Genomic DNA, 22,322 nt, shown 5'->3' on the forward strand with positions numbered 1-22,322 from the left:
GCAGGTCGGCGAAAAGGAGGAAAGCGGGGAAAGGATGCGAAAGCGACTAGCGACTAAGCGGCGATGCGCTGGTACGCCGGACAGAGGGCGGCGGCGACGCGCTGCAGATCGATGTGGCGCCGCGAGTACGTGGTGGCGACGCGGCACCGGGCCTTGGCGACGACCGCGGTGGCAGGCTCAGCGGCTTCCCGCACCCTCGCCACCTCCATCCCGGTCGGCTCTCGGCCGTTCACGTTCGCGCGTGCCGGGACTTGACGCCGACACTCACAACCTGACTGCAAGCTACCCGGCATCCCGGTCGGACACAATCCTCTTCGGGAGAACACGGATCATGACCGGCCGTGTTCCCCCGGGTGCGGGCACGACCGGGCCGACCGGCCGACACCGCCCCGCCCGCGCCGCCGTCTCACCCTGCGGCCGGGCAACGTTGACGCACATCCCGACCAGGGCCTACTGTCCGGCGCAGAACGGTCATGAGCGTCAGCGACAAGCCCTGGCTTGCTGACCGGCAACCCTCGCGTCGCGGTGGGGTGCCCCAGGTGACGACCGGGCCGAGACGATTTCGGTAAGCGCGAGGCCCTGCGGGGCGGATGGCGATGGTGGCGGCGATGTACGCAGGTTCGGGGACGGCGGCCGGCCGGCGTCATCGCCGTGCCGCCGCCTACCTGAGCCGTCACATCGACCTGCTCCGCGTCAGCAGCGCACTCTGTACGGCCACCCGCAGCGCCCGTTGTCCGCGCTGACGACTTCCTGACGCCCGCCCCGCGCGGCGCTCCCCTCCCGTCCGTCCCACCCGGTGCGATGTGCTGTGCCACGCCCGGGTGTCCTCGCTCCGCCGGGCCGCGACCACGCGGCGGGTGGAGTGCGGGAACTCGCTGGAGTCCTCGATGAGTGAATCCCTTGTCCCTGCCGTGCCGTTGGGCGCGGCACCGCCATCCGAGGCGGTCCCTCCCCCGCCGCCGACCAGCACGCCCGCCCAACCCGCCGAGCCCGCCGAGCCCGCCGAGCCCATCGAGCCCACCGACACGGCGCCGCCGCGCCCGCGGTCCGCCGTGGGGGTGCCCCCGGCCGCAGGCCGGGGGCGGGTCATCCCGCTGCGGCATCCCGGCCGGTGGATCGGCACCGCGGCGATCCTGGTGCTGCTCGCCCAGCTCGGGCACGGGCTGGTCACCAACCGGTTCTACCAGTGGGACCGGTTCCAGTACTGGTTCGCCCGCCCGGTGATCACCCACGGCCTGTTCGTCACGCTGCAGGTGACGGCCTACAGCGCCGTCCTCGGACTGCTGGGCGGCATCCTGCTCGCCCTGGCCCGGCAGTCCAGCAACCCGGTCCTGCGGTCGGCCAGTTGGGTCTACATCTGGCTGTTCCGCTCGGTGCCGCTGATCGTGGTGCTGCTGTTCCTCTACAACTTCAGTGCGCTGTACCACAGTTTGAGCATCGGAGTGCCGTTCGGACCCGCCTTCGCGCACTTCGACGAGTCGAAGCTGGCCACCGACCTCGTGGTGGCGGTTGTCGGGCTGAGCCTGAACGAGGCCGCGTACGCCGCGGAAGTGGTGCGGGCCGGCCTGCTCTCCGTCGACCAGGGCCAGCACGAGGCGGCAGCCGCACTCGGACTGCCCAGGCGCTACCAGTTCGCCCGGATCGTCTTCCCCCAGGCCCTGCGGGCCATCATCCCCTCCTACGTCAACCAGCTGATCGGCCTGGTGAAGAGCACCTCGCTGGTCTTCTACGTCTCGCTGCTCGACCTGTTCGGCTCCGTGCAGAGCCTGGGCAGCACCTACCCCGGCGACATCGTGCCGCCGCTGCTGGTCGCCACCGTCTGGTACGTGATCCTCACCAGCGTGGTCTCGGTCGCCCAGTTCTACGTGGAGCGCCACTACGCACGCGGAGCGCTGCGCGCTCTTCCACCAACCCCGTTGCAGCGGCTGCGTGTCGGCCTGCGAACCGTGCGGGCGCGCCTGCGACAGGAGACGGCGGTATGAGCACCCTGACCCCGAGGACCCCGAGGATCCCGGTCGACGCAGCCGCCCCGGCCGCCGTCGCGGTCCATGACGTGCACAAGTGGTACGGCACCCACCGGGTGCTCGACGGCGTGGACCTGACGGTCCCGGCCGGTCAGGTCACCGCGATCCTGGGGCCGTCCGGCTCGGGCAAGTCGACCCTGCTGCGCGTGATCAACCACCTGGAGAAGCCCGACATCGGCCACGTCAGCGTCAACGGCGAGCTGATCGGCGTACGTCGGCACGGCGAACGGCTGAAGGAGCTGAGCGAGCGGGCGATCCTCACCCAACGCGGCCGGATCGGCTTCGTCTTCCAGAACTTCAACCTCTTCCCGCACCTGACCGTGCTGGACAACGTGGCCGCCGCTCCGGTGGCCACCGGAGCGCTGCGCAAGCCCCAGGCCCAGGAGCTGGCACGCACCCTGCTGGGCCGGGTGGGGCTGGCCGACCGGACCGGCGCCTATCCGCGCCAGCTGTCCGGCGGGCAGCAGCAGCGGGTGGCGATCGCGCGGGCGCTGGCGCTGCGACCGGGGGTGATCCTCTTCGACGAACCCACCTCCGCGCTGGACCCGGAGCTGGTCGGCGAGGTGCTGGCCGTCATCAAGGACCTGGCCACCAGCGGCGCCACCCTGATCATCGTCACCCACGAGATCGGCTTCGCCCGCGAGGTCGCCGACCACATCGTCTTCCTCGACGGCGGCCGGATCCTCGAACAGGGCCCGCCCGCCGAGGTATTGGACAACCCGCGGCAGCCGCGGACCAGGGAGTTCCTGAGCAGGGTGCTCTGACCCGCGGACCGCCCCTCCCCACCTGCCCATCTGCCCGCCCGGCAGCCACCCCGAACGATCAAGGACAACCATGCCCAGCTCCAGCCTCCGCAGCAGACTCCTGCGCGGCCTCGCCGCCGGCACCGCGGTCACCACCCTCAGCGTCAGCCTCGCCGCCTGCGGGAGCGACGCCGGCTCGACCACCGCGTCCACCGACCAGGCCGCAGCCGGTGTGGTCACGGTGGGCGCCCTGTCCAACGGGGCCGCGAAGCAGGCCGATCTCAAGGTGTCCGAGGTGGCCGCCATCCGGGCCGAGCTGCCGAAACCGCTGATCAGCAGCGGAAAGCTGGCCATCGGGGTCGGCGCGCTGCCCGCCGGGTTCCCACCGCTGGCGTACGTCGGCAGCGACCAGCAGACCCTCACCGGCGCCGAGCCCGACCTCGGCCGCCTGGTGGCGGCGGTCCTCGGCCTCAAGCCGGTGGTCTCCAACGCCACCTGGGAGAACCTGTTCGTGGGCATCGACAGCGGCCGGACCGATGTCGGCTTCTCCAACATCACCGACACCGAAGACCGCAAGAAGAAGTACGACTTCGCCTCCTACCGCCAGGACAACCTGGCCTTCGAGGTCCTGAAGAGCAGCAACTGGAACTTCGACGGCGACTACGAGAGTCTGGCGGGCAAGACGGTCGCGGTGGGCTCCGGCACCAACCAGGAGAAGATCCTGCTGGAGTGGCAGGCCAAGCTCAAGGCCGAGGGCAAGGACCTGACCGTCAAGTACTTCCCGGACAACAACGCCGTCTACCTGGCGCTGGCCGGCGGGAAGATCGACGCCTACTTCGGCCCCAACCCCGGCATTGCCTACCACATCACCCAGGACGCGGCGACCACCAACCCGACCCGCAACGCGGGCAAGTTCTCCGGAGCGGGCGCCACGCTCCAGGGGCTGATCGGCGCGACCGTGAAGAAGGACAGCGGCCTGGCCAAACCCATCGCGGACGCCATCAACTACCTGATCGAGAACGGACAGTACGCGCAGTGGCTGGCCGCCTGGAACCTGTCCAACGAAGCCGTCAGCAGCTCGCAGGTCAACCCGCCCGGCCTGCCCCTGAGCAACTCGTGACGCGGCGCGACTCCTGACGCCGCGTCATTTCTGACGCCGCGTGATGTGTGACGCCCGGCTGCCCCGCCGAACGCGAGCGGGGCAGCCGGGCGAACGGTGTGCCAGTCGCCGAAGTCGCCGGCGGCCCGCACCGAGCGGGTGACGTCCGACATGCCACACCGCGCGTCAATGCGCGGTGAAGCCCCCCAACTCCCGCGCGGGCCGCTAAGGTGCAGGCAGTCCGCGCCGACGAGCGGCGGCAAGTCCTCGGGGAGCGTGGTGGGGCATCAACTCGCGGCTCGCGCTGGTGGCGGAGCCCGACGGTCGGACCGGGGTGGTCCCCCGGGTGTCCCGGGCGTACCTGTCCCACCTGTCGCCGCGCTGCCGGGTCCCTCAGGCGCAGGCCGGGCACAACCCGCGGTAGGTGACCTCGACTTCGGAGACCGTGAAGCCGAACCGCTCCTCGGCCGGCAGGTCGGCCAGCGGGTTGCCCACCGGGTGGACGTCGCGGATGGCGCCGCAGCTGGAGCAGACCAGGTGCTGGTGCGGCGTGTGCGCGTTGGGGTCGTAGCGCTTGGCGCGGCCGTCGGTGGCCACCTCGCTGACCTCGCCGAGCGAGACCAGCTCGCCCAGGGTGTTGTAGACGGTCGCCCGGGAGATCTCGGGCAGCCGCTGTGCCGCGCGGGCGTGCACCTCGTCGGCGGTCAGGTGCACGTGGTCGCCGTCGAGGACCTCTGCCACGACCCGTCGCTGCGAGGTCAGCCGCCAGCCACGCCCGCGCAGTCGTTCCAGCAGGTCACTCATATCGGTTCACCTAACTCGGCTTCGGCGGGAAACCCCGGAGTTTACCAGTGGGCGTCCGGGCTCCGATCGGATATGGGATTGGCATGCTTCTTGACTTGGACTCTGTCCATCGTAGGATCGGATTGGGTTGTAAGCCAAGGGACGGGAAGGCTCCGGTACGGGCAGGAGACCAGGACGTGACGAACCGCCGCGGCGTAGCCGCGCGGCGACGGTCCCCGCAGCCGACGGCCGTCGGTCTCGCACCGCGCCGCTGCCGGCGCCCGCGGTTCTCCGAGCGACGAGGCCGAGGTCATCCACCGGTACCCGGACCCACCCGGACCATTTCACCACCTGCAGTTCTTGAGCACCGTAGTCCGCCTGGTCAGGAAGGATTCACCATGTCTGAGAACCATGAGGCAATCGTCGTAGACGCGAAGTCGGAGGGCACGGGCGGCTGTCCGGTGGCCCACGGGCGTGCCGCGCACCCCACCCAGGGGGGCGGGAACCGCCAGTGGTGGCCGGAGCGGCTCAACCTGAAGATCCTCGCCAAGAACCCCGCCGTGGCCAACCCGCTCGGTGCGGACTTCGACTACGCCGAGGCGTTCAACTCCCTCGACCTGCCGACCGTGAAGCGGGACATCGCCGGGGTGCTGACCACCTCGCAGGACTGGTGGCCCGCCGACTACGGCAACTACGGCCCGTTCATCATCCGGATGGCCTGGCACAGCGCGGGCACCTACCGGATCAGCGACGGCCGCGGCGGCGCCGGGGCCGGCCAGCAGCGCTTCGCCCCGCTCAACAGCTGGCCGGACAACGCGAGCCTCGACAAGGCCCGCCGCCTGCTGTGGCCGGTCAAGCAGAAGTACGGCCAGTCGCTCTCCTGGGCCGACCTGATGATCCTGGCGGGCAACGTCGCCCTGGAGGAGATGGGCTTCGAGACCTTCGGCTTCGGCGGCGGCCGGGCCGACGTCTGGGAGCCCGACGAGGACGTCTACTGGGGCCCCGAGACCACCTGGCTCGGCGATGAGCGCTACACCGGCGACCGGCAGCTGGAGGACCCGCTCGGCGCGGTCCAGATGGGCCTGATCTACGTCAACCCGGAGGGCCCCAACGGCAACCCGGACCCGCTCGCCGCGGCCCGCGACATCCGCGAGACGTTCCGCCGGATGGCGATGAACGACGAGGAGACCGTCGCCCTGATCGCGGGCGGCCACACCTTCGGCAAGACCCACGGCGCGGGCCCGGCGGACAGCGTCGGCCCCGACCCCGAGGCGGCCCCGCTGGAGCAGCAGGGCCTCGGCTGGAAGAACTCGTTCGGCACCGGCAAGGGCGCCGACACGATCACCAGCGGTCTTGAGGGCGCCTGGACGACCACCCCGGTGACCTGGGACAACACCTTCTTCGAGATCCTCTTCGGCTACGAGTGGGAGCTCACCAAGAGCCCCGCCGGCGCGCACCAGTGGAAGCCGAAGAACGGCGGCGGAGCGGGCACCGTCCCCGACGCCCACGACCCGTCGAAGACGCACGCCCCGACGATGCTGACGACCGACCTCGCGCTGCGCACCGACCCGGCCTACGAGCAGATCTCGCGCCGCTTCCTGGAGAACCCGGCCGAGCTCGCGGACGCCTTCGCCCGGGCGTGGTTCAAGCTGACCCACCGCGACATGGGCCCGGTCGTGCGCTACCTCGGCCCGGAGGTCCCGAGCGAGAGCCTGCTGTGGCAGGACCCGCTGCCGGCGGTCACCCAGCAGCCCGTCGACGCCGCGGACGTCGCCGCCCTCAAGGCGCAGATCCTCGCCTCGGGCCTGTCGGTCTCCCAGCTGGTCTCCACCGCGTGGGCGTCGGCCTCGTCCTTCCGCGGCAGCGACAAGCGCGGCGGCGCCAACGGTGCGCGCATCCGCCTGCAGCCGCAGAGCGGATGGGAGGCCAACGAGCCCGACCAGCTGGCCACCGTGCTGCGCACCCTGGAGGGCATCCAGCAGGCCTTCAACGCCGGCGGCAAGCAGGTCTCGCTCGCCGACCTGATCGTGCTGGCCGGCGGCGCGGCCGTCGAGCAGGCCGCCAAGGCGGCCGGCTTCGACGTCGAGGTGCCGTTCACGCCGGGCCGGGTGGACGCGTCGCAGGAGCAGACGGACGTGGAGTCGTTCGCCGCGCTGGAGCCGACCGCCGACGGGTTCCGCAACTACCTCGGCAAGGGCAGCCGACTGCCGGCCGAGTACCTGCTGATCGACCGGGCGAACCTGCTGACCCTGAGCGCCCCCGAGCTGACGGTCCTGGTCGGCGGTCTGCGCGTGCTGGGCGCCAACCACCAGCAGTCCTCGCTCGGCGTCTTCACCGCCACCCCCGGGTCGCTGACCAACGACTTCTTCGTCAACCTGCTCGACCTGGGCACCACCTGGCAGGCGACCTCCGGGGACGCCAACACCTTCGAGGGCCGCGACGCCGCGACCGGCCAGGTCAAGTGGACCGGCAGCCGTGCCGACCTGGTCTTCGGCTCGAACTCCGAGCTGCGCGCGCTCGCCGAGGTCTACGGGAGCGACGACGCGAAGCAGAAGTTCGTGACGGACTTCGTCGCGGCGTGGGCCAAGGTGATGGACCTCGACCGGTTCGACGTCGCCTGAGCACCGATCGCTGAACAGCTGACCGAACACTGAACACGGCGTCCAGGCCGGCCCGCACGGGTCGGCCTGGACGCCGTTTTCAGTGGGGCACTGCCGCGGGGCACGTCCAGGCGGGCAGGACGGACCATGAGCCAACTGTGACCACGGTCACACCAGGACAGATTGGCCAAGCCAGGCCCTTGCCGCCCGGCCGACATGCGCCCCGATCCGCATCTTCCGGTAGCCCCCGGGGGTAATGGCGTCAATCGGGTCACATCTGGAACAAAGTAGGATGACTTAACTCGCGTGCTACGCGGGAAGAGTTCCACAAATGTTCCACATGTCCGGTTTATCTCCCCGCTTCACACGCACGGAGCCACCCTCATGGACAACCTGTCCACCGCCGACACCGACGGCGCGATAGAGACCCGCGGTATCGAGCCCGTCCCGGACCACGAGCGACGCGGCAGAGTCCGCGAGCTCTTCCCGACCTGGGTCGCGGCGAACATCAGCGTCCTGCTTCTCACCATGGGTGCGGCCCTGGTGGTGTTCAACTCGTTGAACTTCTGGCAGGTCCTGATCGTCGCGGCGTGCGCCGCGGCCGTCTCCTTCGGCATGGTCGGCGTGGTGTCGGTCTCCGGGAAGTGGGGCGGCGCCCCGGGTGCCACGCTCTCGCGGGCCACCTTCGGGGTGCGCGGCAACCTCTTCCCCGGCGCGATCCTCTGGGTCGCCCGGTTCGGCTGGGAGACGATCAACGCGGTCACCGGCGCCTACGCCGTGCTGACCGTGCTCGACCTGCTCTTCGGCGTCAAGAGCAACACCGCGCTGATCGTCGTCACGCTGTTCGTCTTCGTCGCCTGTACGTTCCTGGTCTCCGGCCTGGGCCGCAAGGCGCTGAACGTCTGCAACACCTGGTCGACGTACCTCTTCGGCATCTTCAGCGTCCTGGTGCTGGGCTACCTGATCGCGCACATCCACTGGAGCGAGGTCTTCTCCAAGCCCGCGGGCACCACCGCGATGATGATCGCCGGCATCGGGACCATCGCCGCCGGTGGCATCAGCTGGGTCCCCACCGGCCCGGACTTCGCCCGCTACCTGCCGCACGCCGCCTCCGGCAAGAAGATCGTCGGTGTGACGGTCTCGGGTGCCGGTCTGGTGATGGTGCCGATGGTGCTGATGGGCGCCGTGATGGCGGTGGCCTCGCCCGGCCTGGCACAGGCCTCGGACCCGGTCTCCTTCCTCGGTGACCTGCTGCCGACCTGGCTGGCCGTGCCGTACCTGCTGACCGCGATCGTGGGCATGCTGCTGATCAACAGCCTCTCGATGTACTCGGCCGGTTTCACCGCCCAGACCATGGGCGTCAAGCTGCCGCGCGCCATGGCCGTCAGCATCAACGCCGTGATCTCGCTGGTCGGCGGCCTGATGCTGATGCTGGTCGCGAAGAGCTTCCTGGGTTCCTTCATCACCTTCCTGATCCTGCTCGCCGTCTCCTTCTCGGCCTGGATCGGCGTCTACGCGGTGGACATGTTCCGGCGCCGCTCGCGTGCGGTGCGCTACGACGCCGCCGCGCTGATGGACACCAGCCGAACCAGCCGGTACTGGTACAAGGGCGGCTTCTGCTGGCAGGCGATGGTCTCCTGGGTGCTCGCGCTGCTGATCGGGCTCGCCTTCACCAAGTGCGACTGGTTCGCCGGCCCGTTCTCCAGCACGCCGATCGGCAAGTACGGGCTCGCCTGGGCGGCGACCATCGTGATCTCCGGTGCGATCATGGCCGTGCTCCCGACGCCCAAGGAGAACACCTCCGCCGCCACCGCCGAGACCGAGCAGGCCGAGCAGGCCGAGCGGGTCACCGTCTGACGCGAAGACCGCAACGGCGCGGACGGCAGCGGGCCGCGCGACCCTGGGCAGGGTCGCGCGGCCCGCTGCCGTCCGCGGTCAGCTGTCCCGGCCACGGCGGCGGGTCTTCGCGGTGCGGGCGGTGCTGATCACCTCGGCCAGGTACCGGGGCAGGTCATCCGTTCGGGGCGGGGCCTCGACGTAGGTTCAGCTGTAGAAGTACTTCTCGGTCTCCTCCTGGAGGCGGGCGGGTCGGGCGGGTCGGGCGTCCTCGGCGGGGGCGGCCAGCTCCGGGACGATCCGGTCGCCCGGCGCGGTGAGCCAGACCGGGCGGGCCAAGGCGTCGAAGGCGGTCGCGATGTCGTCGAGGAAGTCGGGTTCGACGGCGAGCTGGAGCTCCTGGACGGACTCGCAGGCGATGAGCCACTGGTCCTCGTCGAAGAGCAGGATCGGATAGCGCGGAGCGGTCACGGTCACGGCTACCACTTTCCCTGCCACGGGCGGTGATTGCCGATATTGCCACCGCCGCGGCGGTGGTAGTGCACGACCTTCCAGCGCGACATGCCGCGGATCCGGTGGCTGTGGATGCGGAAGTTGTAGGCGTAAGGTCGGTGATGGTGTAACCGCCGGGCAGGCCCTGGGAGATGACGTCCCCGTCGGCGTCGTAGCCGACCTTGGTGGTCAGCGCGAGGCCGCCGGCGTCCTTGATCTGCTGGGTGGCCACGCCGAGCGTCCAGTCGAAGACGCTCCGGTCGGTGCGGGTCTCGACGAACAGCTCCGGCCAGGAGCGCAACCAGCCGTCCGAGACGGTGCTGGTGACCTGGTCCTTCACCTTGGCGGAGCCGTCGGTCGGCCGGCCCTCGTCATAGCTCCTGGCGACGTGGGTGCGGGAGACCACCTGGGTGCCGGCCTTGGCCACCGGGGTGCTGCCCGCCACGGCGTCGGCCGCCAGGGTCACCCGGTGCAGCGGGCCGTAGGAGTCGGTCTCGCGCTGCCCGTCGGCGCTGTAGACGGTGCTCTGCGAGAGCAGTTGGGCCCGCTCACCGGAGACGGGGCCGTTCAGCCCGCCACAGAGGCCACCGGCGGGGCCACCGGCATCACGGCGAAGTGGCGTACCGGGTACCGACGTTGCCCACGTGCCATTCGTGGTTGCCGCTGACCCAGTTCGCCAAACCGGTCATGAACCGACCGACGACGGGATCGACCGCGAGAGCCGCCGCCTGCTCCTCGAACTGGTGCATGAGCTCGTTGTGGACCTCGATCGCCTTGTCGAAGGCCTCGTGGATGGAGCACCCCTCCTCGGCCGCGATCACCGTGGGCAGGCTGTAGTGGAAGCGCTCGCTCGCCTGCTCCTTGCGCAGCGAGTAGAGGTCGTTGCAGATGGTCGCCGCGTTGGAGGAGAGCGCGACGGCTCGCTGGACACCCGGGTCCGCGAACAGGTGCGCGGGAAGCTCGTAGCCGCCGACGCTGTCCGTGATCGTCAGGCACGGACGGAAGTTGTTGAACTGCCGCTGCACCAGGTACTCCCAGACCGCCGGCGTGCGTTCCTGGGCGATGCAGTCGCCCTCGGCGTTGTAGCCGAGGTAGAGGTTGGCGATGTCGTGCCGGTAGCGGTGCGCCTGTGCCGGGGTGGCCAGCTGGTGGAAGTAGCCCATCGCCGACCACATCGCGCGCAGGGCGGGATGGGCGGCCAGCGCGGCCCGCCAGTCCGCCTCGTAGCGGGGCGTGTTGTGCGCGGGGTCGATCGCGGACTGGGCGACGACCAGGGCGGCGCCACGCCGGTCCGCGGTACCGCCGTACTCGGCCTCGCAGAGGTAGTCGTCAACGGCGTTCTCGGCGATCAGCAGCCGGGCGGCGGCCATCAGGTGGTCGATACCGGGCGCGTCCGGGTGGCAGAGGACCACCGACCGGCCGGCGTCGAAGCCGAGCAGGGCCGCGCGCAGGTCGGCGTCGGGGTACAGGTTCACCTCCCGCTCCGCCCAGTCGACGATCCGGGCGTTGACCTCGTCCGCCAGCACCCGGTCGTCGCGTACGGCCGGCGGGCAGTACAGACCCTCGATCCCCCGCGACGGCTCCGCCTGGTCCGGCTGGTCCGCCTGGCTCGCCTGGCTCGGCGATTGCGCCGGGTCGGCGCGCGGACCCGCGGGGCGCGGCCGGGCCAAGCCGGTACCCAGCCCGTTCGGCCCGGACAGCAGCCCCTGCAACCGACTGACCGACCTGTCATCGAGCATGGCCGACCCCGCCCCCAGCAGCCTTTCGCGACACCTCAAGGTGCACCGAGCACGCCTTCATCCTCACTCCATTCCGCGCCGCAGCGCACAGACCCGCTTCGCCGGCCGACGGCTAGGAGCCTTCCTGGGCCCGCGACACAAAAACCCGACAGCGCCGAGAAGTTCGCGCATCCGGTCTCGAACGCCACCGCACGCGCCCCACGAAGACGCCATGCGCCGCTCCTCACCTCCGGACGGCGGCGCCGACCCGGAGGCCACCAATAAGCGCACCTTTGGAAGACGCAAAACTTTACTTTTCAACCTTTCATTTGATGCCAAATGGCCGGTTTGATCTACGAATCGCAGGTATGCAAGGCTGTGTCCTGGCCGGCAGTTACCGAGAGATAACCCGCCGTGCCCATCGCGTGCTGACGTCCTGAGGGAGTGACGGACGTCGCGCGCCGCAGCCGGGACGGCATGGAGGGCACGTCCGTGCCAGCCGTCCGGCGCCAGGCCCCGGTGTTCACCGGAAGGGCCTGCCGATCCGAACCCGATCCGAACCAGGGAATGTGGAGAACGATGCCCAAGCGCGGTGCCGATGTGGCGATCTTGCAGAGCGAGATCGAGGACCTCTGGGAGCGGCGGGACGACGTCTCGCTCCAGTCCGCCGAGGCGGTGGCCGCCGTCGACGCGGCGATCGACCTGCTGGACACCGGCCACGCGCGGGTGGCCGAACTCGTGGCCGGCGAGGTCGTGGTGCACGAGTGGCTGAAGAACGCGATCCTGCTGCTCTACAAGCAGGCCAAGCCCGCGAACTCGCAGTTCGGCCCGTTCGAGTGCGCCGACAAGATCCCGCTGAAGTCCGGGATCAGCTCCTCCGGCGTCCAGGTGTCGCCGGGTGCCGTGATCCGGCGGGGCAGCTACCAGGAGCCGGGCGCCGTGGTGATGCCGAGTCACATCGGCATCGGCTCCTACGTCGGCGAGGGCACCCTGGTGGACTCGTGGGTCGGCATCGGTTCGTGCGCCCAGATCGGCCGCAACGTCCACCTGTCGGGCGGGGTCGGCCTCGGCGGCATGATCGAGCCGCCGATGGCCCGGCCGGTGGTGATCGAGGACGACGCCTTCATCGGCGCCCGGGCCATGGTCTACAGCGGTGCCCGGGTCGGCGAGGGCGCGCTGCTGGGGGCCGGTGCCCTGCTGACCGACACCATTCCGGTGATCGACGCCGCCACCGGCGAGGAACTGAGCCGGGGCGAGGTCCCGCCGTGGACGGTCGCCGTTCCCGGCAGCCGTCCGCGCGAGTTCGCCGGCGGCACCTTCGGCCTGCCCTGCCTGCTGGTGATCAAGCACCTGAAGAAGGGCGAGCGGCACGACAAGGCCAAGCTCAACGACGCGGTGCGGGCGCAGCCCCCCGTCCTGTGACGCCGGGCCCCGCCGCCGACCCCGCCGCTCACCTCGCCACTCCCTCCGCCTCCCAGCAACCCGCCTCCCATCGACCCGTTCGAGGAACCCTCACCATGTCTGCCACCGGTACCAACCCGGTTCTGAACCGTCACCCCGAGCTCAGGGAACTCCAGTCCCGGCTCCTGGACTTCCTGGACGCCCAACTGCCCGCACCGGTGTGCGAGAGCGACCCCCGGCCCGACTGGCTCGGGCTGCGCGCACAGGCCGCCGCCGCCGGGCTCACCGGCATCGACGTCGCAACGACCGACGGGCCGGGCCGAGTTGCCCAGGGGCTGGCCATGTTCCTCGCGGGGCAACGGGATTGCGACGCGCGGGAGATCTTCAGCACCGGCCACGGCGCGATGCCGCTGCGCTACGGGTCGCCGGCGCTGGTCCGGCAGACGCGCGAACAGGTGGTGGTGGGCGGGAAGTTGGCGGGCGTCGCGGCGAGCGAGCCGCACTCCGGCTCGGACCTGCGGGGATTTCGGACCGTCCTGGTCGACCACGGTGACCACTTCGTGCTGTCGGGCTCCAAGGGGCTGCTCAGCAGGGTCGAAGAGGCGTACGGGTTCGTCGTGTTCTGCAAGCTCGTCGACCGGCAGCAGGTCGGCGCGGTCGACCTGCGTGAGGTACCGCTGTCCGCGGTGTGGGTGCCGATGGACACCAAGGGCGTGCTGACCGAGACCACCGACCCGCTGGGGATGCGGGGTTGGAGCTTCGGGCACCTGCACTTCGTCGACACCCGGCTGGACAAGGACCTGCTGCTCGGCGAGCCCGGCGACGGCCGCCGGATCTTCGACGCGCACTTCTCCGCCTGGCGGTTGATGATGTCCCTGGTCTGCCTCGGCGCCGCCACCGCGGCGATCCAGGAGTCGGCGGCTCGCACCCGCCGGCGCAGCGTGGGCCGGCTGCCACTGGCCGCCATCCCCTCGGTGGCCGCCCGCCTGGGCACCTGCGCGGCCGAGGTCGAGGCCGCAACCGCCTGGTGCTTCTCGCTGCTGGAGCGGATCGACCAGGGCGACCTCGACGTCGCCGCCTGCTCGGCCGCCAAGGCGCTGGCCACCGACGCCGCCTACCGGGCCGTGGACCTCGCCCTCCAACTGCACGGCAGCGAGGGGTACACCCGGCACACCCCGATGGAGAAGCGACTGCGGGACATCCGCGGACTGCGGATCGCCGACGGCCCCAACGACACGCTCTACAGCGTGCTGGCCCACTCCCTGCTGACCGAGCAGCACCAGGACCGGCCGACCCCGGACGCCCAACTCCTCACCCACCACTGACCACTGACCACTGACAGAGGCGACGAAGCGCAGATGCCCGCCACCACGACCACGACCACGCCCCCACCACCGCCCTTCCGAACCGAAGTGGCCCAGATCCTCGACGTCCTGGGCACCCACCCCGACCGTACCGCCCTGGTCCACCACGACCGCCGCGTCACCGCCGGTGAACTGCTCGGCCTCACCCACCGGTTGGCCCGCGCGATGCACAACCGGGGCATCGGGCGCGGCCAGACCGTCACGCTGCTGAGCGGCAACCTGCCGGAGGCCATTGCCGCGCGCTACGCGGCCAACCTGCTCGGCTGCCGCGTCAACCAGCTCTACAACAAGCTGCCGGTCGACACCCAGGCCACCATGGTCCGGGACGTCGAGACGCGCGTGCTGATCGTCGATCCCCGCCATGCGGACCGGGCCGCCGGGATCACGGAGCGGGTCCCGGTCGAGGCCGTCCTGGTGCTCGGCCCCATCGACTCGGGCCCCGCCGGACTGGGCTCCACCGGACTGGGCGCGGACCTGCTGGCGCTGGCCGAGGAGCAGTCGGCCGACCCGTTCCCCTGCCTGGCCCGGCCGCAGGACGTGCGCACCATCCGGCACTCCGGCGGGACCACCGGCCACTCCAAGGGGATCTGCGTCGGCTACGGGCAGGTCCGCAGGTTCGGCCCCGACCTGCCCGACGCCCCGCCGGAGCAGCTGCGCCTGCTGGTGTGCACCACCATCGCCCACGCCGCCGGCCAGCTGACCGACAAGATGCTGCGGGCCGGCGGCAGCGCGCTGCTGCTGGACGACTTCGATCCGGCCACCGTGCTCGCCACGATCGAGCGGGAACGCATCACCGACGTGTTCCTGATGCCGCCGCTGCTCTACCAGCTGATGGACCACCCGCGGGCGGACCGCACCGACACCTCCAGCCTGCGCCGCCTCACCTACGGCGGCTGCCAGGCCTCCCCGGCCCGGCTCACCGACGCGATCCGCCGCTTCGGGCCGGTGCTGGTCCAGCTCTACGGCCAGCACGAGGCCGGCATCGTCAGCGTCCTGGACACCGCGGACCACGATCCGCGGCGCCCGGACCGGCTGCGGTCGGTGGGCCGGATCGCGCCCGGCTACCAGGTGGCGATCCGCGACGAGGCCGGCCGCGACCTGCCCACCGGTGAGCGCGGCGAGGTCTGCGTGCGCTCCGAGAGCCTGATGCGGGGCTACTGGCAGCAGCCCGAGCTGACCGCCGCCGTGCTCAGGGACGGCTGGCTGCACACCGGCGACATCGGGTACCTGGACGGCGACGGCTATCTGACCATCGTCGACCGGCTGAAGGACCTGATCAACACCGGCGGCGGCCACGTGTACACCTCCGAGCTGGAGGACCTGCTCAACTCCCACCCCGGGGTCCGGCAGAGCGCGGTCTTCGGCGTCCCGGACCCGAACCAGGTGGAGCGGGTGCACGCCGTGGTCGTCCCGGTGCCGGGCAGCCAGGTCGACGCCGGCGAACTGCGCGCCCTGGTACGGGCGCGGCGCGGCGCGCTGTACGAGCCGTCCTGCCTCACGTTCCGCGACGCACTGCCGCTGACCGACGCGGGCAAGCCGGACAAGAAGCTGCTGCGCCAGCAGGCCCGGCAGCTCGGCTGAGCCGACCTGGTCCTCCCCCTCGGCATCGGCGCATCGGCACCTCAGCAGCTCGGCGGCGCCGTGCCGTGGGCCCGCCATCGTGATCAACTGGACATAACCGGCGCCAGGGTCGCGGAGGTCGTCGGGTGACCGAGGAGGGCAGGCTCATGAGTGACGAAGTGAGTGACGAGGCGGCGGCAGAGCGCGACACCTCCCCCGCAACGCTCGTCGACGGCTGGCAACAGGCCGCGGACCGGCACCTCTCCCCCATGCGGAAGTCGCTGATCGTGACCTGGCTCGCGTTCGGCACGACGTTCGGCACCGTACGGGTGATCACCCACGGCATCCGCGGCGGCTGGCTGCCCTGGGGCAACATCTCCGCCGGCGGACGGCACCTGCACCACTACAACATCGGCATCGCGGCCCTGGCCGGGGTCGGCCTGGTCGCGGTACGCGGTGACCGGATCGCCGTCGGCCACCCCGTCGTGGCCGCGTCCTACGGCTGCGGCGCGGCGCTGATCGCCGACGAGTTCGCGCTGCTGCTCGACCTCCAGGACGTCTACTGGGCCAAGGAGGGCCGGGTCAGCGTCGACGTCTCCGTCGGCATCCTGTCCGCACTGGGCGCCTACCTCGCGGCCGTACCCTTCTGGCACGAGCTGGTCCGCGTCACCCGCGACGCCGCCCTCCCGAGCCGCTCCTGACCCCGCCGCTCAGGCCGCCCGGCCGACCAGCCGCACGCCCGCAGCGGAGAGCAGGACGTCCACCAGCCGCTCCGCGGCATCCGGTCGGCCCTGCTCCCGGGCCCGCTGCGCGACCTGGTCGCGCACCGTCCGGTCCGCGAGCAGCGGCGCGAGCGCGTCCCGCAGGACCTGCGCGGTCGCCCGCCCCAGCAGCGCCACCGCGGCGCCGGACTGGTGCAGGTGCCGCGCGTTGTGCTCCTGCTCGCCGCCCGCCGACGTCGCCAGCGGGACGAGGACCGCTGCCTTCCCGAGCGCCGTCAGCTCGGCGATCGTCCCGGCACCGGAGCGCGAGACCACCACGTCGGCCAGCGCCAGGACGTCCGGCAGTTCGGCCTTCACGAACCCCGTCACCAGGTAGCGGCAGGCCAACCCGGGCGGCAGCGACACGGCCCCCTGCCGCAGCCCTTCTAGGTTCGCCGGGCCGCACTGGTGGATGACGTTGGCGCGCTCCAGCAGCCACGGCAGGCAGCCCGCAACCAGGTCGTTGATCTGCTGCGAGCCCTGCGCACCGCCCGTGACGTACACGGTCGGCAGCGACCGGTCGAAGCCGTCCAGGCCCAGCACCTCGATCGCGCCCTCGGCCCGGCCGGCCAGCAGCTGCGGCCGCACCGGGTTGCCCGTGACCACCGCCGTCCCGCGGGCCGCCTCCGGCAGGAACTCCAGCGTCGAGGCGGACGACACGGCGAAGCACGAAGCCGCCCGCGCCAGGCCCCGGTTCGCCAGCCCGAGCCGGACGGTCTGCTCGTGCACCACCAGCGGCCGACGGCAGATCCGCGCCGCGAGGCCGACGGGCACCGCCACATAGCCCCCGGTGGCCAGGACCACCTCCGGGGCGAAGTCCGCGACGATGCTCCGTGCCTGCGCCACGCCCAGCGGCACCCGGCCCATGTCCTTCAGGTTCGCGGCGGACGCCATCTTCAGCGGATTGCCGCTGCGCCGGATCTTCCCGGTCGCCACGGCCCGGAACGGGATGTTCTCCTCGGCCGCGACCCGGGCCTCGAGTCCGTCGGAGGTGCCGACCCACAGCACCTCCAACCGCCGGCCCGCAGCCGCCAGACGCCGCTCCAACGCGCGTACGGCGGTGAGCGCCGGGTACGTGTGGCCGCCCGTCCCGCCGCCGGTGACGACCAACCGGAACGGCGGCTGTCCGACTCCGCCGACACCGTCACTGTTCACCAGGAACTCCCACTCTCGCGGACGCTGAACCAACTGCCACACCGACGTGGCACGTTGGGCAGCAAACGAGTCTCCTCCACAACACCCCGGCGCGGCGGCCGGACACGCCAGGAACGGTTCGGCGCGGTGAGCGGGCAGGCGGCCGACTGGAACAGGAAAAAGGGCCACGGTAGCGGCGTCCGGCCGGACGCCGCTACCGCTCACCTTCAGGACGGTGAGTTGACCGCCCCGCCAAGATGCCGGGCGAGGAACCGGACCGCGCTGTCGGCCTCGAACCTGGGCAGGTCGAAGTGCGTGCCCGCGTTGGCGTGCAGCGTCTTCTCCTTGGAGGCGAAGGCGTCGAAGAGCGCGAGGCTGGCCTCGCGCGGGATGCGCTCGTTGTCCCACTGCATGGCGAACTCGATCGGGATGGTGATCCGCTTCGCCTGCTCGAACAGGGCATCGGGCCAGTGCATGCCGAAGACCGCGGCCGTGATCCTGGGCTCGACCACCACCAGCGGCAGGCCGATCGCGGTGCCCAGGCCGATGCCGAAGTAGCCGACCGGCCCGTCGGCGCCGATCTCCGGAAGTTCCTGGAGGGCGTCCAGGGTCGCCCGCCACTCGGGCAAGGCGAGCTCCGCCAGGCGGGCGTTGTAGCGGACCACGATCGGGCCTTCCGGCTCGCCCGCCGCCTGCGCCTTGCGCAGCTCGGCGATCTCCCGCTCGTCCTGCGCGGTGCGCGGCCGGTCGCCGTGACCGGGCGCGTCGATGACGGCGACGTGGAAGCCGCAGCCGGTCACCAGGCGCTGGGCCCGGCCCGCCATCGCCGGGTGCTTCTTGTGGGCGCCGCCGCCGTGGCCCATCAGGACCAGGGGCGCGCGCTCGGTGGCGGAGGCCGGCGACCAGAGGACGCCGGGGACCTCGCCCACCGTGAAGCCGCGCTCGACCATGCCGTTCGACGACGAATCGGCGGTGAACTGCAGAGAATGCATGAGGTGTTGCCTTTCGGGAGTGCCTTGTTGTCCAGGCGCTCCCGGCGACAGCTACGTCAATCGCCCGACCGTGACGGCAAGGGGGAGCACCCACATCGATACAGCGTTCATGGGTCTCACCTCCTCGGGCGGTGTCGCGGTCAACGGCAAGGTATCAGCCCGGTCATCATCGCTCCAATCCCTTTCCGGGAAAGATCAATCGGCAGGTGTCACCCGGTCAGCCTGGTGACCAGCTGCGGCAGGGCGGTGGAGATCGGCTCGCGGATCACCTCGGCCGCCAACTCGTCGTAGGGGGTGGGCTCGCCGTTGACCACGATCAGCCGGGCACCGTGCTCCAGGGCGATCCGGGGCAGCGCCGCCGCCGGGTAGACCTGCAGCGAGCTGCCGACGGCGAGGAAGACGTCGCAGGCCTTGGCGATCGCGTCGGCCTGCTCGAGCACCACCGGGTCCAGCGTCTCGCCGAACATCACGGTGGCCGGCTTGAGCACGCCGCCGCAGTGCGGGCAGCCGGGGTCCGGCTCGCCGGCCGAGACCCGGGCCAGCGCCTGGCTCATCTCGCCGTAGCGCTTGCAGGCCACGCACTGGGTGCGCCGCACGGTGCCGTGCAGTTCGAGCACCTTTCGGTCGGGCAGTCCGGCCTTCTGGTGCAGGCCGTCGACGTTCTGGGTGAGCACCCGGACCGGGAGCTTCGCCGCCAGCTCGACCAGCGCGCGGTGACCGGCGTTGGGCTCGGCGGCCAGCGCCCCGGTCTCCAGGCGCAGCTGCCAGGAGCGGCGGCGGACCTGCGGGTCGGCCAGGTAGGGGCCGATGGTCACCAGCTGCTGCGCCTGCGGGTCGCGCTGCCAAAGGCCGTTCGGGCCCCGGTAGTCGGGGATGCCGGAGTCGGTGGAGATGCCGGCGCCGGTGAGCACGGCGACGAGCGGACGTCGGTTCATGAAGGGGACGGTAGGCGGTGCGGCGGACGGCCGCACGCGACTTTCCGGTGCGAGGGGCGAACGGCGTCCGCGCTCGTCTCCCGCACCGGGACCGGCCGTGCCGGTCAGGCCGGTCAGGCCGGTCAGGCCGGTCAGGCCGCTTCGGCGCGCACCCGGCCGCTCGCGGCCGCGTCGATCAGCGCCTGGTGGTCGCGCTCGTTCTGGTCGGCGTAGCTCTCCGCGAAGTGCACCAGGGCCCGGTCGAAGACGTCGCTGCGGCCCAGGTAGGCGGCGATGGCGATCCGGTCGCCGGACCTGGCGTGGGCCCGTGCGAGGGTGGCGCCGCACAGCTCGCCGAAGACGCCCAGGCCACGGGGCACCATCTGGGACGGGTCGGCGATGCCCTTCCAGTCGCGCAGCTGGCGCACGTAGAAGTCCCGTTCCCGGCCGTCCGGCGCGTGGACGTGCTCCCAGCCGAGGAAGATGTCGCTGGTGGCCTGCATCAGCCGCTGCCCGGCGACCACCCGCTGGCCCTGCGTGGCGTAGCGGCTCGCGCCGACGTGCGCCGCCAGCACGGACTCGTCGGCCTCCTTGGCCTGCAGGAACAGCGGGTCCTCGCCGTCCCGGCCGAGCAGCAGCAGGATCCAGCAGCGCGTGCCGACGCTGCCGACGCCCACCACCTTGCGCGCCATGTCGACCAGGGTGAACTGGCTGAGCAGGTGCTGCCGGTCCGACTGGAGGCTGGCGCGGTACCGGCCGACCAGGTCGCGGATCATCTTCTCCAGCGCCGCGCCCTCGAGGCCGGGCAGCAGCTCGCCGATCCGCGTGATCACCGGCGGCTGGGAGGCGATCCGCCGCTTGCCGTCGACCACTTCGGTGAGCTTGTCGAAGGCCTGCATGCTGTCATGGGTGCGCGCTTTGGCCAGCGCCTCGGAGAACTTGCGGCGCCCACGGCTGTGCAACCGCCCGGCCGCGAGGGCCTGCAGCTGCTCGGCCTCGGCCCTGGTGTACCAGACGTCCAGGTTGCCCATCCCGGCGAAGCGGCGCATCTGTTCGCGGTAGGAGCGCACGGTCGCCCGCACGATCGCGGCGCGCTCCGCTTGGGTGAACTCGTTCTCCCGGCCGGCGATCACCATGCTGGCGGCCAGCCGTTTGACGTCCCACTCCCAGGGGCCGGGCAGCGTCTCGTCGAAGTCGTTGATGTCGAAGACCAGTTTCCGCTCCGGGGAGGCCAGCAGGCGGAAGTTCAACAGGTGTGCGTCACCGCACAGTTGGGCCCGCAGACCGGAGACCGGGGTGGTGGCCAGATCACTGGCCATGATCGCGGCGGCGCCCCGGTAGAAGCGGAACGGCGACTCCGACATGCGTCCGTAGCGGATCGGCACCAGCTCCTGGACCCGGGCGGCCGACTGCTTCTCGATGATGTCCACCGGGTCCGGCCGGCGCGGACCCGGCTCGAACTCGGCGTGGCTGGACCGTGGTGTGTGCGCACGGGCCGCCCTGCCCCGCTCGGCGTGGTCCCGAGGGGACGGCGCCAGGACGTCAGGACCGGCGATCGTAGGGGTCCGGGTCATCGCAGCCTCCTGTCCGGCACGGCCGCCGAACCGACGGCCGGTGGCTTCCCCCTCAAAGGTGATGCCCGATCCCGCCCGAAGGACGCATCCACGGGCGGACCGCCGACCCCCGATCGCATCGGAGCCCGCCGCAGCCCGCCGCGTCGCGCCGGGCCGTGGCACCGGGAGGAGCATGGGAGGAGACGGGCTCGCCGCGCCTGCCGAGCCCCTTGGAGGTCCTGATGACCGAGACTCCCGCCACCGGTGCGGCCCGCCCGATCGTGGTGGGCACGGACGGCTCACCGCCCGCCCGCCAGGCCGTGCTCTTCGCCCTCCGCGAGGCGCAGCTGCGCGGCGTCACCCTGCGGGCGGTGTGCGCCTACGACTACGTCCCGGCCCGGCACACCGGCATGGAGCGGATGGCCTGGCCGGGCACCAGCGGTGCCTATCCCCCGCAGCAGTCCGACCTCGTCACGCAGGCGGTGACCGACTCGGTCGCCGAGCTCCAGCGGCAGCTCGGCGGGCCCGCGGTGGAGGTGGAGGTCAGGTGCGAACCGGGGCGTCCGGCGCAGGTCCTGCTGGAGGGGAGCAAGGACGCCGGCCTGCTCGTGGTGGGCACCCGGGGTTCGAGCGCCTGGGGCCGGCTGACCCTCGGCTCGACCAGCACCGAGGTCGTCCACCACGCGCACCTCCCGGTGGTGGTCGTGCCCGCCGGGCCGGACGACCCCCCGGCATCCCCGGCCTGAAGCCGGCACCACGCCCGGCCAGTCCAGCTCCCGGTCCAGCTCCCGGCCCAGCTGCCGGCCTGCCGCGCCCCTGGGGAATCGAACGGTGTAGTTGATGGTTCAACCATCAACTGGCCCGGCTCGGCCTCGAGAACGCCGAGCGGATGCCCCAGCCGACAGCCGGAGAGGACAACCCGTGACCGACCGCTTCACCACCGGGGACTTCAGTACCGACCGGTGGACCACCGAACTGCCGCCGTTCACCGACCGGAACGGCTCGACCCGCACCGAGACCGTCGCCGAGCGCTGGGCGCGGGCCGGCCTCTTCTTCGAGGCCGCGGACTACGCCGAGGCCGCCCGCCTGCTCGCCGGCATCGTCGAGCGGGTGCCCGAGCAGGTCGCCCCCCGGCTGCTGCTGGCCCGTGCCTACTACCACTCGGCGCAGTTGCGCCGTGCCGAGGAGCAGCTGCGCGCGGTGATCGCCCGCGACCCGGGCGAGCACTACGCCCACCTGATGCTGGGCCGCACGCTGGAGCGCCAGGGACGCGCCGCCGAGGCGGCGCCGTGGCTGCGGATGGCCGCCGCCTTCGCCGGCGACGGCGTGGCGGGCGACTGAGCGGGCG

The 22,322-nt window shown here is 71.6% G+C and carries 20 protein-coding genes and 1 riboswitch; of the genes, 12 read left to right on the top strand and 8 right to left on the bottom strand.

All coding sequences use genetic code 11. The annotated features are described in order from the left end of the window. Positions 1-53: 53 nt before the first annotated feature. Positions 54-293: a putative leader peptide gene (locus OG403_RS36680; protein ID WP_442910876.1), complete on the bottom strand. Its 240-nt coding sequence runs from the start codon at positions 291-293 to the stop codon at positions 54-56. Between the two features lie 176 nt (positions 294-469). Beyond that, positions 470-578, top strand: a riboswitch (SAM riboswitch). A gap of 309 nt (positions 579-887) precedes the next feature. Here OG403_RS36680 and OG403_RS06965 point away from each other — a divergent pair. From OG403_RS06965 to OG403_RS06975, 3 genes are all read left to right on the top strand, one after another. Then, entirely contained in the window at positions 888-1,982 is a 1,095-nt protein-coding gene (locus tag OG403_RS06965) for an amino acid ABC transporter permease (RefSeq protein ID WP_329562308.1), read from the top strand. After that, on the top strand, positions 1,979-2,788 hold the full coding sequence (locus OG403_RS06970) for an amino acid ABC transporter ATP-binding protein (RefSeq protein ID WP_329562309.1): 810 nt from the start codon (positions 1,979-1,981) through the stop codon (positions 2,786-2,788). Before OG403_RS06965 ends, OG403_RS06970 begins: the two co-directional genes overlap by 4 nt. Before the next feature lie 70 nt (positions 2,789-2,858). After that, positions 2,859-3,887 carry an ABC transporter substrate-binding protein gene (locus OG403_RS06975; protein ID WP_329562311.1) on the top strand — a complete coding sequence of 343 codons (1,029 nt, stop codon included), beginning with the start codon at positions 2,859-2,861 and terminating at the stop codon, positions 3,885-3,887. 372 nt (positions 3,888-4,259) lie between these two features. Here OG403_RS06975 and OG403_RS06980 read toward each other — a convergent pair whose 3' ends face one another. Next, positions 4,260-4,670, bottom strand: coding sequence for a Fur family transcriptional regulator (locus OG403_RS06980; protein WP_329562313.1), 411 nt, complete (start codon positions 4,668-4,670; stop codon positions 4,260-4,262). Positions 4,671-5,047: 377 nt separating this feature from the next. Between OG403_RS06980 and katG the strand changes: the two genes are divergently transcribed. Both katG and OG403_RS06990 read left to right on the top strand, forming a co-directional pair. Continuing rightward, positions 5,048-7,270, top strand: a complete 2,223-nt coding sequence (gene katG / locus OG403_RS06985) for a catalase/peroxidase HPI (RefSeq protein WP_329562314.1) — start codon at positions 5,048-5,050, stop codon at positions 7,268-7,270. A 363-nt stretch (positions 7,271-7,633) separates the two neighbouring features. Next, the gene (locus OG403_RS06990; protein WP_329562316.1) at positions 7,634-9,106 is read left to right on the top strand and encodes a purine-cytosine permease family protein; all 1,473 of its coding nucleotides are present in this window, start codon (positions 7,634-7,636) and stop codon (positions 9,104-9,106) included. Positions 9,107-9,292: 186 nt separating this feature from the next. Here the strand turns inward: OG403_RS06990 and OG403_RS06995 are convergent, their stop codons facing one another. Then, a complete protein-coding gene (locus OG403_RS06995) occupies positions 9,293-9,562 on the bottom strand; it encodes a hypothetical protein (RefSeq protein WP_329562317.1) in 270 nt (89 codons plus the stop codon). Between the two features lie 239 nt (positions 9,563-9,801). On the opposite strand from OG403_RS06995, the gene OG403_RS07000 reads away from it, so the two are divergent. After that, positions 9,802-9,954: a hypothetical protein gene (locus tag OG403_RS07000; RefSeq protein WP_329562319.1), complete on the top strand. Its 153-nt coding sequence runs from the start codon at positions 9,802-9,804 to the stop codon at positions 9,952-9,954. Between the two features lie 228 nt (positions 9,955-10,182). Here the strand turns inward: OG403_RS07000 and OG403_RS07005 are convergent, their stop codons facing one another. Continuing rightward, complete coding sequence (locus tag OG403_RS07005; protein WP_329562321.1) at positions 10,183-11,316, bottom strand: family 2 encapsulin nanocompartment cargo protein terpene cyclase; 1,134 nt, start codon at positions 11,314-11,316, stop codon at positions 10,183-10,185. Positions 11,317-11,874: 558 nt separating this feature from the next. Here OG403_RS07005 and OG403_RS07010 point away from each other — a divergent pair. The 4 genes from OG403_RS07010 (at position 11,875) to OG403_RS07025 (ending at position 16,321) form a co-directional block, all read left to right on the top strand. Beyond that, the gene (locus OG403_RS07010; protein ID WP_329562323.1) at positions 11,875-12,717 is read left to right on the top strand and encodes a 2,3,4,5-tetrahydropyridine-2,6-dicarboxylate N-succinyltransferase; all 843 of its coding nucleotides are present in this window, start codon (positions 11,875-11,877) and stop codon (positions 12,715-12,717) included. Between the two features lie 95 nt (positions 12,718-12,812). Further along, the gene (locus tag OG403_RS07015) at positions 12,813-14,021 is read left to right on the top strand and encodes an acyl-CoA dehydrogenase family protein (RefSeq protein ID WP_329562325.1); all 1,209 of its coding nucleotides are present in this window, start codon (positions 12,813-12,815) and stop codon (positions 14,019-14,021) included. A 33-nt stretch (positions 14,022-14,054) separates the two neighbouring features. Then, on the top strand, positions 14,055-15,641 hold the full coding sequence (locus OG403_RS07020) for an AMP-binding protein (protein WP_329562327.1): 1,587 nt from the start codon (positions 14,055-14,057) through the stop codon (positions 15,639-15,641). A gap of 146 nt (positions 15,642-15,787) precedes the next feature. Further along, positions 15,788-16,321 (top strand): hypothetical protein, encoded by a 534-nt coding sequence (locus OG403_RS07025; protein ID WP_329562329.1) that lies wholly within the window; start codon positions 15,788-15,790, stop codon positions 16,319-16,321. Positions 16,322-16,330: 9 nt separating this feature from the next. On the opposite strand, the gene OG403_RS07030 is transcribed toward OG403_RS07025, so the two are convergent. From OG403_RS07030 to OG403_RS07045, 4 genes are all read right to left on the bottom strand, one after another. Beyond that, complete coding sequence (locus tag OG403_RS07030) at positions 16,331-17,536, bottom strand: UDP-N-acetylglucosamine--N-acetylmuramyl-(pentapeptide) pyrophosphoryl-undecaprenol N-acetylglucosamine transferase (protein WP_329562331.1); 1,206 nt, start codon at positions 17,534-17,536, stop codon at positions 16,331-16,333. Between the two features lie 206 nt (positions 17,537-17,742). Then, positions 17,743-18,507 (bottom strand): alpha/beta hydrolase, encoded by a 765-nt coding sequence (locus OG403_RS07035; protein WP_329562333.1) that lies wholly within the window; start codon positions 18,505-18,507, stop codon positions 17,743-17,745. 209 nt (positions 18,508-18,716) lie between these two features. Continuing rightward, complete coding sequence (locus tag OG403_RS07040; RefSeq protein WP_329562334.1) at positions 18,717-19,442, bottom strand: SIR2 family NAD-dependent protein deacylase; 726 nt, start codon at positions 19,440-19,442, stop codon at positions 18,717-18,719. Positions 19,443-19,573: 131 nt separating this feature from the next. Beyond that, entirely contained in the window at positions 19,574-20,995 is a 1,422-nt protein-coding gene (locus tag OG403_RS07045; protein WP_329562336.1) for a DUF2252 domain-containing protein, read from the bottom strand. Positions 20,996-21,216: 221 nt separating this feature from the next. Between OG403_RS07045 and OG403_RS07050 the strand changes: the two genes are divergently transcribed. Both OG403_RS07050 and OG403_RS07055 read left to right on the top strand, forming a co-directional pair. Further along, positions 21,217-21,720, top strand: coding sequence for a universal stress protein (locus OG403_RS07050; protein WP_329562338.1), 504 nt, complete (start codon positions 21,217-21,219; stop codon positions 21,718-21,720). Positions 21,721-21,895: 175 nt separating this feature from the next. Further along, the gene (locus tag OG403_RS07055) at positions 21,896-22,315 is read left to right on the top strand and encodes a tetratricopeptide repeat protein (RefSeq protein WP_442910877.1); all 420 of its coding nucleotides are present in this window, start codon (positions 21,896-21,898) and stop codon (positions 22,313-22,315) included. Positions 22,316-22,322 lie beyond the last annotated feature (7 nt).

This window comes from Kitasatospora sp. NBC_01266 (genome assembly GCF_036242395.1).
GTDB lineage: Bacteria > Actinomycetota > Actinomycetes > Streptomycetales > Streptomycetaceae > Kitasatospora.